We start from the raw sequence: 12393 nt of genomic DNA on the forward strand, positions 1-12393 counted from the left end.
GATACAAATCTCTTGGAAATGGTTAATAATCTTTTGGAAGTTTATTGTTATGAAAACGGCGAAAAGACACTTAATTTTACTAAATTAAAGATTATCGATATTCTCGAAGAAGTCTGTCAGCAGTTAACTCCCCTTGCCCGAGAAAAAGGACTCGAATTAAGCTTAAATGCCGAAAATGCCGGGGAAATTTTCCTAACTGGCGATCGCTTGGAACTGCGGCGCGTTTTTACCAATCTCATCGGCAATGCGATTAAATTTACCCAAAAGGGTGATGTGAAAATTCATCTCATCCCAGCTACAGAGGAAGATACTTTTGTCACCATTGTCGTCGAGGATACTGGTATAGGCATTTCAGCAGAAGAACTACCCCGGATTTTCGAGCGCCTGTACTCCAGTTCCCCAGACAGTTCCAACAATGGGTTAGGACTTTATCTCTCCCGTCGCATTATCGATGCTCATGGGGGAACTATTGCCGTCACCTCAGAATTAGAACGGGGTAGTAGCTTTTCTGTCCGTTTGCCCGCCTATAACGATCAATAATAGAAAAAATACTTTCTGCCGAGCGGTCACTGTTAATGGCTTCTAATTGGGATATCTTGTTAATGCAAGCGGCGCGTCAGGGTAATCTCGCGCGGGTTCAAGCTTTACTGAGTCAGGGGGCAAATGTCAACGCCACCGATAGCCAAAATACTACGGCTTTAATCTATGCCGTGCAGGGGGGTCATGGGGAAATTGTGGCGATTTTGCGAGAATTTGGGGCTGATATCAACAAAAGTAAACAACCCCAAGGTTTAAGCCCTCTCATGTTAGCGGCTGCCCTCAATCACGGTGAAATCCTCGCTCAATTAATCGCCGTCGGCGCTAATGTCAATCAGGTCAATCAAGATGGTACGCCAGCACTAATGATTGCTGCTTATAAGGGTCATACAGCGATCGCAGAACAGTTATTAACCGCCGGCGCTCGGGTCAATATGCGCGATCGGGATGGAGATACGGCTTTATCTGTAGCGATCAAACAAAATTACGCCGCCATCGTCCGTTTACTGCTAGATCGTGGTGTAGATGAAGAAATCCGTCAAGAAGCTTGGTTAGAGGCTCTCGTCGCTAATCGCCAGGAAATCCTCGAATTATTTATTAGCCGTGGTCTGCCCCTCGATTTTCCCACTTTATCTGGGGAAACTCCCCTAATTTTGGCTGTAGAGAGGGGAAATCTCGGCAGCGTACAAACTTTACTGCAAGCGGGAGCAAATCCGAATATCAGCACGGAGGAGGGAGAAACTGTCCTGATGATCGCCGCTGCTGAGGGATATTTCCATATTGTCCGACTTTTACTCGCTCAGGGGGCCAGTGTTGACGATCAAAATCAGGCGGGAGAAACGGCCCTGCATTTAGCGACCATCGAAGGACATTTAGAGATCGTCCAGGCCTTACTACAAGCAGGCGCTTTTGTCAATCACTGTAACCATTTTGGTGATACACCCCTGATCATCGCCACCGTGCAGGGATACGAAGCGCTCGTTTTAGAATTGTTAAAACAGGGCGCGGATCCTAACCTAACTCAGCAGGGAGAAACACCGTTAACTTTAGCTCTACAGCGCCAATTTAGGGAAATCTGCCGTTATCTCCTCGACTACGGGGCCAATCCCAACACCGTTTATCCCGATGGCAAAACCGTCCTCATGAAAGCTTGTGAGGGCAATAATAGTCAATTGGTGCGCAGGCTAATCGATATCGGTGCCGATGTCAATCAACTCGATTTTAGCGGCGCTTCCGCTTTAATGTGGGCGAGTTATCACGGTTGTCTCGACACGGTTAAAGTCTTGTTAGACGGGGGAAAGGTGAACTTAAATCAGAAAAATCAAGGGGGAATGACCGCTTTAATGTTAGCTAAATTTAATCACCATCAGGCGATCGTTTCTTTATTACAACAAGCGGGAGCGATCGAGTAAGCTGCCCGCGAATTTAAATTGCTTGTTGAGATGAGGCGATCGGCGATCGGCAGGAGATAGGGTTTTAGGGTTTTAGGGTTTTAGGGTTTTAGTTGAAATTCCCCCACTTCCCCACTTCATAATTCATAATTCATAATTCATAATTCCCATCTCCCCACTTCCCCACTTCCCCGCGAGAAACTTTTTGCCGCAAACCCTAGATAGTCAACAGCTGACCATGACCACGGTGATATTATCGGAACCGCCGGCTTTTTTGGCCGCTGCCACTAAATTCTCGACAATTTCCTGACAATCGGCACCGGTTTGCAAATAATCGCTAATTTCCCGGTCGGACAGTTCTTCCGTCAAACCATCACTACAGAGAATTAAACTATCGCCGGATTGCACATCGAGGGGAGATACCGTCACTGGGGGCAAATCGCGACGACCGAGACATTGGAATAAAATGTGTCGCCAAGGGTGGTTTTTTGCTTCTTCTTGGGACAGATCGCCCATTTTTACCGCCCTAGCTATCCAAGTATGATCCTCCGTCACCTGTTCTAATTTTTGCTCACGAAAGCGATAGAGACGGGAATCACCAATATGGGTGTACCAAGAGCCATCATCTCGGAAGATAGCCATGACTAGGGTTGTCCCCATGTCCTGTCTTTCGGGATTTTTCAGTTGGTCTTCGATAATCTTCTCGTTAGCGGCAGTAATTGCCTCCTGGAGCAATTCCCCAGCAGTCAGGGACGAATTCCAGTGTTCTTCTAGATGAGCTTGGATAGTTGTAGTGGCGATTTGACTAGCTTCCTGGCCTCCCGCATGACCCCCCATACCATCGGCAACGATAAAAAAGCGCCGCTCGGGGTCGATATAATAACTATCCTGATTAGCCGATCGCACTACACCAGGATCGGTTATTCCTCCAAAAGAAAGATTGTTCATGGAAATTTCTGCTTTTAACACAATATTTATTATCCCGTGATCGATTACATCATGCGATCCTGACGTTCAATTTTTCGCCAAAGTCTTACAAGAGCTATCCCCGGCAGCAGCGAAATCGCCATCGGCACTAAAGTTAACCAACCAAAACCACTGACCAATAGAAGCGTCGCTGAGATAAGTAAAGCACTGATCAGTAAAGTGTAGTTAGTTCCCATTTGAATCATACCCAATCGTCGCAAAAGTCGATCGGATTCGCTGGAACGCACCCGGACTCGGATATCACCCCGTTCTAATTTTTCGATCGTATCATCGATGCGTCGGGGTAAACTCAGGGCGGTGCTGCTCACTTGGGCCGCTTGCCGTCCTAACTCATCGAGGATATTACTGCCATTATTTCCTGTCATATCATTTACTAATTGCAGGGCAAAAGGTTGGGCCACTTCCATAAAGTTAAATTCGGGATCGAGTCCTTTGCCTACCCCTTCCAGGGTAGAAAATGCCCGCATGACGAAGGTAAAGGTAGCGGGAAAGCGAAAAGGTTGATCGTAGGCGATTTCATAGAGATCATCGCTGATAGAGGCTACGGATTGCTCCTCAAAGGGTTTATCCATGAAGTTATCGAGCATATACTGGATCGATCGCCGCACTGCTCCCATATCACCATTGGCAGTTAATGCTCCTAGATCCACTAGAGAAGTGACCACGCGATCGGCATCTTTTTGGGCAATTCCAAAGAGAGTCTGCATTAATTTTTCGCGCACGTTGGTTTTAATTTGTCCCATCATGCCGAAATCGTAGAAAATTAAGGAGCCATCACTATCAACGGCGATATTGCCGGGGTGAGGATCCGCGTGAAAAAAGCCGTTGTTGAGTAGTTGAATTAGATAGGCTTTTGCCCCTAGTTTAGCCAACAATTTGCGATCGAGTCCGGCCGCTTCTAGGGCCTCATAATGACTAATTTTGATGCCGGGGAGATATTCTAGGGTTAAAACCTGGGGAGAGGTGTAGCGCCAATAGACTTTTGGTACTTTCACCCAATCTTCCCCGCGAAAATTACGGCGAAAAGTGTCAGCGTTACGACCTTCGTTAAGATAATCGGTTTCTTCCCAGAGAATTTTACAGCATTCTTCATAAATACCCGTCCAATCGCGACCTTTACCCCATTTGGGGTGATTTTGGAAGTATTGGGCGATTTTTTTCAGGATAGCCAGATCGATACTAAATAATTTTTTTAATCCGGGCCGTTGGACTTTGACCACCACATCTTCCCCGGTCTTCAGTTGGGCCCGGTGAACTTGCCCTAAACTAGCGGCTGCCAGGGGAATAGGATCGAAGCTTTTAAAGAGTTGATTGAGGGGTTTACCGAAGGATACCTCGATAATTTTGCTGGCCTGTTCGTAGGTAAATGCGGGAACCTGATCCTGTAGTTTCGAGAGTTCTTCCACATATTCGAGGGGAAAAAGATCAGCCCGGGTGGAGAACAGTTGGCCGACTTTAATAAAAGTCGGTCCCAATTCTAGCATGGTTTCCCGAATCCAAGCGGCTTGTTTTCTGCGTCTGCCGGCGAGTTTTTCTTGGCTATAGCCGCCGTTATAGCTCCATTTTTTACCGTTGAGCCAGAATTGATAAAGTACAGTCAGAACGAATCGCCAAATATCTAGACGACGACGATTGATCGAATAGTTTTCTCGATTCCAACGATAGCTATTTTTGGCGACTTGGAGGGCCGGCATTGCTGGGTTTAACTCTGGGGTAACGGGGACGGGTAGAAGGGCTGACACGCAATTTTTGGGGCTTTAAAGCGACTAAAAGAGGTTTTTGGGTTAATTACGGTGGTTTTTTAGTTCCGAGCGCAATTGGGCGATTTCGGCCCGCATTTCGTCGATGTTTTCCTGCACATCGGCACTAGAAGGACCACCGGACTCTGTATCAGTATATACTCCCTTTTCCACGGCTCGCTCGGCTCTCATTTGCACTTCTTCGACGAATTGCCGCAGGTTTTCCCGTTGTTCGGCATCAAATTTGCCTAATTCGCTTAAAGCGTTGGTCAACGCGTCTTCTAGCTGTTCACTGACCACTTCAGCGATCGCTCGTCCGAGGAAAAAGGCGTGAATAACGGGGTTAGTCATAATCTTAAATGGATGTTTTCGCTTGCTGGGTTTTGTGAACGGGAAGGGCAGTATCTAAATTCCCTAACTACTAGGTTAGGCGACAGAACCAGAAAAGGCAAATCGTTTTTCTGAAAACGGGGGTTAGACGGGGGGTTAATCGACAAAATTAAGGGAAAGAAAAGGCTCTAAGGCGGTAAAGTCCGGTTCGATCTCGTCGGGAATTATCGCTGAAATCAACCCGATTAGCGAAATAATAGTGTCATCAACAATATCGGTCTCAGGAGAGTTAAGATGCTCAGAAAACGTTTATTAATCCCCTTAATACTATCCCTAGTCACTTTTGGCCTAGTGGTGGCCTGTAATTCCGGCACTCCCACCAGTCAAACTAACCCCAGTCCCGCCGAAAAGGCCGCCACTGCTGCTATTCCCATCGGTGCAGCTTTGGCTCAAACCAGCAATGTCGCCCTATTGGGACAGGAACAGGTGATCGGTGTCAAGATAGCTGAAACATATTTTAATAAAAAGGGCGGGGTCAATGGAACACCGATTAAAGTTATTATCCAGGATGTGGCCGGGGATGAACAGGGGGCGATCAACGCCATTAATACCCTGATCACCCAAGATAAGGTGGTGGCTATTCTTGGTCCGTCCCTGTCCCAACAAGCTTTTGCCGCTAGTCCGATCGCCGATCGAGCTAAAGTTCCCATTCTCGGTCCGTCTAATACCGCTAAAGGTATCCCCCAGATCGGCGAATATGTGGGTAGGGTGTCTGCTCCTGTGGCTGTGGTTGCTCCCAATGCGATTAAAACCGCTTTAAAAATCGATCCCAAGATTAAAAAAGTGGCTGTCTTTTTTGCCCAAAATGATGCTTTTAGTAAATCGGAAACGGAAACTTTTCAAGAAACCCTGAAAAGTTTAAATCTTGATATTGTCACCGTGCAGAAATTCCAAACCACCGATACAGATTTTCAAAACCAAGCCACCGCCGCTATCAATATTAAACCAGATTTAGTGATTATTTCTGGTTTGGTTGCCGACGGGGGCAATTTGGTCAAACAGTTGCGGCAATTAGGCTATCAGGGTTTAATTATTGGTGGCAACGGTTTAAATACTTCTAATATTTTCCCAGTTTGTCAAGCTCAATGTGATGGTATTCTCATCGCTCAAGCTTATAACCCAGAATTAGATCTTCCCATTAATCGGGATTTTGTCGCCGCTTATACAGCAGAAAATAAAAAAGCACCGCCCCAATTTACCGCTCAAGCTTTTACGGGAATTCAAGTTTTTGTCGAGGCCTTAAAACGGGTAGATGATAAAAATAAACTCAGTACACTTTCCCTCGAACAAATTCGCCAACAATTAAATCAGGAAATTTTAGCGGGTAAGTATGTGACTGTCCTGGGAAATATTGCTTTTACTCCTGAAGGAGAAATCATTCAGGATAAATTCTCCGTGGCACACATTAAAATGGATGCCGATGGTAAAAATGGTAAATTTACTTTTGTGGAAAATTAATCAGTAAGGGGTTCTTTTCGTTTCTACCTCGTTGCAAGGGTCTCCCTTGCAACGCACTTCCAACAGTATTCGATGGTGGTGTTAGACTAAATCCTGTTTAAAAGGCATAGGAGAGTGGGGTCTAGGGTGTGGGGAGAAGGGAGAAACAATTCATAACTTGAGAGTTAATCACACTATGTTAACCTGACAGACCAGATCAGAAGCTGGTGCTGATGATCTAGGATTATTTGCCGATTAATGACTCTTTGGGGAAATTAGAGGAGAATACCGGGCCAGCAATTATGGATTTTAACAACTGTCCCCGACCTTTATTTTTTATTCTCAAGCGATGTCAAAGACCGGATGGAAACGTTAGTAGTTATAATTGTTTAGCAGTGGCTCGATCGGATTGATTTCTACTTTGAAGAAAATAATGAAGATAAAACACGCGATTAATTGGCATAAATTCCTGACTTTTCTAATTATATTGGGCCTAATGGCTTTTTATAATAATTTTACCCTGCTTGCTTGGATATACCTTGCTCTGCACGGAACTTACGGTCTGATGTGGTTGATCAAGGATAGATTATATCCGGATCAACAGTGGGAAAAAGAAATATCGGTGGCTATGGGAATATTTACTTTTATCGTTCTCGGTTTATATTGGGCAGCCCCTTTTATTATTGTTAGTGGGAAGGTCACGGCTGCCGCCCCTTTAATATCCGCAGCCATAGCGATCAATATCATGGGGGTATTTCTCCATTACGGTAGCGATGCCCAAAAGTATTTTACCCTTAAATATAGGCAAGGATTGATCACCGAAGGTTTCTTTAGTCGTTGTCGTAATCCCAACTATTTAGGAGAGATTTTAATTTATCTCAGTTTTGCCCTGTTAGCCCAACATTGGCTCCCTTTTCTGATTTTGGGGGGATTCATCGCCGGGGTCTTCATTCCCAATATGCTTAAAAAAGACCGCTCCCTCTCCCGCTATCCTGAATTTGACGCTTACAAAGCGAAGTCTGGATTGCTATTACCCAAGCTATTAATAAACCCTAGGCGGGATGCTCACTAATCCCCTTAGATGTAAGCAAAGTTAAGGTCTTTCTCTTAAACCGCAGAGTGCGCTATTAAGTTTCATTTAGGGGGTATTAGACCGATGGAAGTGGAATAGTAGCATAGGGAAAGGTGCTAAACCGCAGGGAGCGGTTTAATTAATAATTTAGGATCTTCCCGCTTTGTATATGAGAACAAATACTCATTCACCCATTGCCATTAACGGCTATCAGTATCCGAGATGTTATATAACTCGTGGTCGGAACTGCTCTCCAAGGCTTTCAGTCCTTCCACACTGGCACTTTCTTAGGACGGTGGCAGTAATACAATCGGCCACCACCAGATTAGAAAAAGTGGCAGCAAAATAGCTGAAGGCATTTCAAAGTGCCAGCACCCACCCGACACCATACCAGGAAGTCCCTCATGAATCTTGAATAGGGATGGGGGTTGATGCTAGGCGTTGGACAAAAGCGAGATTATGGAAGAGATTATGGAAACTTGGACGCGATCGATTGACATCGAGGAGATAGCAAAACGCCATGGGTCTCCTTTATATATACTGAACCTCGGTCAGCTTCGTCGGAACCTGTCCCACTTTGTGGAGCTTGTGGGCAGTCCATCTCAGGTTGCTTACCCGGTAAAGGCTAATCCGTCGATGGCGATTCTGAATGAACTGGCATCCCTGGGATGCTCCGCAGACTGCTCTTCTAAATATGAAGTTGAGTTGGCCCTTTCTTGCGGATTCCCGTTAAATCGGATCACATACAACAGTCCGGCGCCCGACCGCCAGCTAATGGTAGATCTCCTCGATGGAGGCTCAACAGTAGTTGCTGACTCCCAAGCTATATTAGATGACCTTCAACATAAGCTTTATGGCAAGGATTGGAGTGGGAGCTTGCTGGTTCGGGTTAACCCAGAAAAACCGGTGGAATATTTCCACAATACTGATTGGCAGGATCTGGTTTCTCACGCCTCGCCCAACAGTAAGTTTGGCATCCCATCCGAGGAATTGCCAGATGCGCTGGCCAGTTGCCAACTACCTATAGCTGGCTTGCATATCCATATTGGTACTCAGATGGATAATGTATCGGCATTTAGTCATTCGATTCAGTTTATTCATCATTTGAAAAACTTAATCGAGGCCGGCTCGAATCATTGCATGAGAAAACTAAATCTTGGCGGTGGGCTTGGCATTGACTTCCATGACGGGCAACAGTTTCCAACCATCCCAGAGTACACAGAAGCATTAAAGAAACACTTGTTACCCGGTATTGAGTACATAGTCGAGCCTGGACACGCACTGGTTGGTAATGCCGTCGCCTTGTTGACTCGTATCCGCGAGCTTAAGCAGATGCGGGGCAGACGTTGGGCTATTGTTGATGTTGGCTCCGACCAGCTAATCAAGGTGACTCTCCTCTCATGGAGCCACCAAATTATCGATCGCAATCATCGCACCCTGCCTACTCAAGGGGACGATGCTATCGGAGGGCCACTTTGTTTTGCCGGCGATATATTGCTACCATCGACCAATTTAGAAGGCCAGAGTCCTGGAGATCCATTGTTAATCCAACACGCAGGGGCCTATTGCTATTCAGTAAGCAATCACTTTAATGGGTTTCACGGGCCCGGGCATATAACCATAGATGAAATGGGTCAAATAGAAACGGCTTACACTGCTGAGGACGTATTTGCCGATCACAACTTCTTGGGATTTTCCCTGCCGACGCGCCTCCCTTCGGAAGTGCCAGATCATGAAATTGATCTCGATATCATTGAGAGACTAAGCAGTGACTATCTCAAGCAGGGAGCATCTTCAGATGGCTACACATTTACCAGAGTCCAACTCATAGCGCCAAGAACCTTGCAGTTTATGGTGAAGGCGAAGAGTTCTTTAGGAGCGATATCGATCCCATTCGCCGCCCGCATCGCCTCGGATGCCACAATCATTTCAGCTTTGTATCTTGTCGGCAAACAGGCCAAAGATGTTTCTGTTTGGGGAACAAGAATATATATGAAGTCAGACACGATAATTCGTACCAGCCAGCCATTGAGACTGGTTGTATATATAGCACCCCAATCAAGCCTCCCTGTGGATAAGTATATTACTCACCTGTCTCACTGGGACCTGGGCAACGGGAAGTTTAAGGGATCGTTCCGATTCATCTTATAAAGTTCTTTTCGTTGCCTTGCTCACGATATTTACACAACCAGGCTGGCACTGTGTTTCTATGATGCCCTCAACTTTTAGCTATCACCTTGAGGGTGGGAGCTTTTTCTTGTTTTAGTGGCAGTTTGTCTTTTTCCCTAACGGTGATTGCTTCTTTGGTCTGTTGAGTTAGTTCATTAAACCTCTTGCATAATTAATTTTTGAGGGTTCAAAAACGGTAAGAATAAGGATTAAATTGCATAAAATCCTTAAATAGACCATTTAATTGATTATTGTTCATTCCTAATTCTCCTGACGACCGGCTACTGACTCCTAACCCTAACAACAATTTTTGATTTTTACCAGAGGTCTATTCTTCTGCGCTTTCTTTGACTACTGTTGAGGTTACTCCTGCCATAATTTTTGGATAATAAGAGTTATGGTCGGTCAAGCGTCAAAACATCAAGGCTTTTCCTTGATCCCAGTAATGTAAACTTTGATTAAGAGAAAGATTTCTAGCCCCGATCCGATGTTATATTAATAATTGAAGCTAAAGAAAAAAGCTTCCCTGACAGATCGACTGGCAAGGTTATAAAGGTCAAGTTCACAAAGGAGTAAACCCTGTTAAAGTTACATTCTGTCTCGATAACGACGATAACAGCGATCGACCTGAACGCTCATATTTCCTAGAGTAGAGAACAAGGGAGTTAGGCAATTGGAACTAGGGTTCAATGCTTCTCCAACCAGTCTCAAGTTGTGAGGGGAAATACCTGAGAATCGGTAAACTGATCGCTGTTATTGTTTGTCAACACAAGTAATTGATAATTGCAGTCGCTCTCCTTTGATGAGATAATAGAAAGTCTTCTGTTCAAAAGGATATCGATAGGATGCGACTCTCTCAACAGCTTTTTGTCACTCTCCGGGAAGATCCAGCCGAGGCGGAAATCCCTAGTCATAAATGCTTGATCCGTGCCGGTTACATTCGTCGCATCGGCAGCGGTATTTACGCCTATTTACCCCTGATGTGGCGGGTTTTGCAGAAAGTCTCCCAGATAGTCCGGGAAGAAATGAACAAAGCCGGTGCCCAAGAATGTTTACTTCCCCAACTGCAACCGGCGGAACTCTGGCAAGAATCAGGCCGTTGGGACACCTACACAAAAGCAGAAGGGATTATGTTTGCCCTGACGGACCGGCAAAAGCGGGAGTTAGGATTAGGACCGACTCACGAAGAAGTAATTACTGCCGTCGCTCGTGATTTAATTCGTTCCTATCGACAATTACCGGTTAATTTATATCAGATTCAAACTAAATTTCGAGATGAAATTCGCCCTCGTTTTGGTTTAATGCGGGGACGGGAATTTATTATGAAAGATGCCTATTCTTTCAATCTTGACGAGGAATGTTTAAAGAAAACCTATCAAGCGATGGATATAGCTTACCGCAATATTTTTCGCCGTTGTGGGTTAGCTTTTCGGGCAGTAGAAGCCGATTCTGGAGCGATTGGCGGTTCCGCATCCCAAGAATTTATGGTCTTAGCTGATGCTGGAGAAGATGAGGTTTTATTTACCGGCGATGAAAAGTATGCGGCTAATCTGGAAAAAGCCGTTTCTTTGCCGGCCGATAAAGTGGCTTCTCCCTTTAAAAAGTTTACTAAAAAAGAGACTCCTAACACCAACACGATCGAAAGTTTAGCTAAATTTCTCGATTGTTCCGCCACCGCTATCGTCAAAAATGTTCTCTACGAAGTGGTGTATGATAGCGGCATAACTGTTTTAGTTTTGGTGAGCATTCGCGGCGATCAAGAGGTTAACGAAGTTAAACTACAAAATGAATTAGTTAGACAGGCGGGCCGTTACAATGCTAAAACAATTTTGGCTTTAAAAATACCCGATGCTGCCGCTCAACAGCAATGGGCAACTAAACCTTTACCTTTAGGTTATATTGCTCCCGACTTAGAAGATAATTTGCTCAAAAAAGCCAGCGATATTGCTTCTAAATTTTTACGCATAGCAGACAACACGGTGACAGACTTAGAAAACTTTATCACCGGTGCTAATGAAACCGGGTTTCATGTAGTGGGGGCCAATTGGGGTAAAGATTTTATCTTACCGGAATTAATCGTCGATCTACGCAAAGCCCGGGTAGGCGATCGAGCTATTCACGATCCTAATCAAACCTTGCAAAGTGCTAGAGGAATTGAAGTCGGTCATATCTTCCAATTGGGTTATAAATATTCTCAAGCTATGAACGCTTTTTATACTAATGAAGCGGGAGAATCTACCCCCATTTGTATGGGTTGTTATGGTATAGGAGTATCGCGTTTAGCCCAGGCAGCCGTAGAACAATCCTACGATAAAGATGGCATTATTTGGCCCGTAGCTATTGCCCCCTATCAAGCGATTGTGGTTATTCCTAATTTAGCCGATGCCGAGCAGGTAAAAACCGCCGAAAGTTTATACAATGAGTTAAATCAAGCCGGCATTGAAACCCTGTTGGATGACCGGAATGAACGTGCGGGAGTTAAGTTCAAAGATGCGGATTTAATTGGGATTCCCTATCGCATTGTCACGGGTAAATCTCTCAAATCGGGTAAGGTGGAATTAGTCGAAAGAGCCGGTAAAAAAGCGTCAGAAGTAGCAATTAATGAGGTAGTTTCCTATTTAAAAACTGCTATTTCAAAGGCAGACGCTTCTGATTGAGTGATTAAATATAC

9 protein-coding genes are annotated in these 12393 nt (G+C 45.1%); 6 read left to right on the plus strand and 3 right to left on the minus strand.

Annotated elements, in window-relative coordinates:
* Positions 1-540: sensor histidine kinase (locus MICAI_RS08620; protein ID WP_039899878.1), on the plus strand; the 540-nt coding region annotated here is incomplete at its 5' end.
* 35 nt (positions 541-575) lie between these two features.
* Complete coding sequence (locus MICAI_RS08625) at positions 576-1949, plus strand: ankyrin repeat domain-containing protein (RefSeq protein WP_008200499.1); 1374 nt, start codon at positions 576-578, stop codon at positions 1947-1949.
* Positions 1950-2153: 204 nt separating this feature from the next.
* Here the strand turns inward: MICAI_RS08625 and MICAI_RS08630 are convergent, their stop codons facing one another.
* The 3 genes from MICAI_RS08630 to MICAI_RS08640 all read right to left on the minus strand — a co-directional run bounded on the left by MICAI_RS08630 (position 2154) and on the right by MICAI_RS08640 (position 5005).
* The gene (locus tag MICAI_RS08630) at positions 2154-2876 is read right to left on the minus strand and encodes a Stp1/IreP family PP2C-type Ser/Thr phosphatase (RefSeq protein ID WP_008200501.1); all 723 of its coding nucleotides are present in this window, start codon (positions 2874-2876) and stop codon (positions 2154-2156) included.
* A 44-nt stretch (positions 2877-2920) separates the two neighbouring features.
* Positions 2921-4609 carry an ABC1 kinase family protein gene (locus MICAI_RS08635; protein ID WP_008200502.1) on the minus strand — a complete coding sequence of 563 codons (1689 nt, stop codon included), beginning with the start codon at positions 4607-4609 and terminating at the stop codon, positions 2921-2923.
* A 90-nt stretch (positions 4610-4699) separates the two neighbouring features.
* Complete coding sequence (locus MICAI_RS08640) at positions 4700-5005, minus strand: DUF6825 family protein (protein ID WP_008200503.1); 306 nt, start codon at positions 5003-5005, stop codon at positions 4700-4702.
* 273 nt (positions 5006-5278) lie between these two features.
* On the opposite strand from MICAI_RS08640, the gene MICAI_RS08645 reads away from it, so the two are divergent.
* The 4 genes from MICAI_RS08645 to MICAI_RS08660 all read left to right on the plus strand — a co-directional run bounded on the left by MICAI_RS08645 (position 5279) and on the right by MICAI_RS08660 (position 12379).
* A complete protein-coding gene (locus MICAI_RS08645) occupies positions 5279-6502 on the plus strand; it encodes an ABC transporter substrate-binding protein (protein WP_008200506.1) in 1224 nt (407 codons plus the stop codon).
* Between the two features lie 412 nt (positions 6503-6914).
* Complete coding sequence (locus MICAI_RS08650; RefSeq protein ID WP_039899881.1) at positions 6915-7553, plus strand: methyltransferase family protein; 639 nt, start codon at positions 6915-6917, stop codon at positions 7551-7553.
* 459 nt (positions 7554-8012) lie between these two features.
* Positions 8013-9704 carry a diaminopimelate decarboxylase family protein gene (locus MICAI_RS08655; RefSeq protein WP_008200510.1) on the plus strand — a complete coding sequence of 564 codons (1692 nt, stop codon included), beginning with the start codon at positions 8013-8015 and terminating at the stop codon, positions 9702-9704.
* Between the two features lie 863 nt (positions 9705-10567).
* A complete protein-coding gene (locus MICAI_RS08660; RefSeq protein WP_008200515.1) occupies positions 10568-12379 on the plus strand; it encodes a proline--tRNA ligase in 1812 nt (603 codons plus the stop codon).
* Positions 12380-12393: the final 14 nt, after the last annotated feature.

The organism is Microcystis sp. T1-4 (assembly GCF_000297435.1).
Taxonomy (GTDB): domain Bacteria; phylum Cyanobacteriota; class Cyanobacteriia; order Cyanobacteriales; family Microcystaceae; genus Microcystis.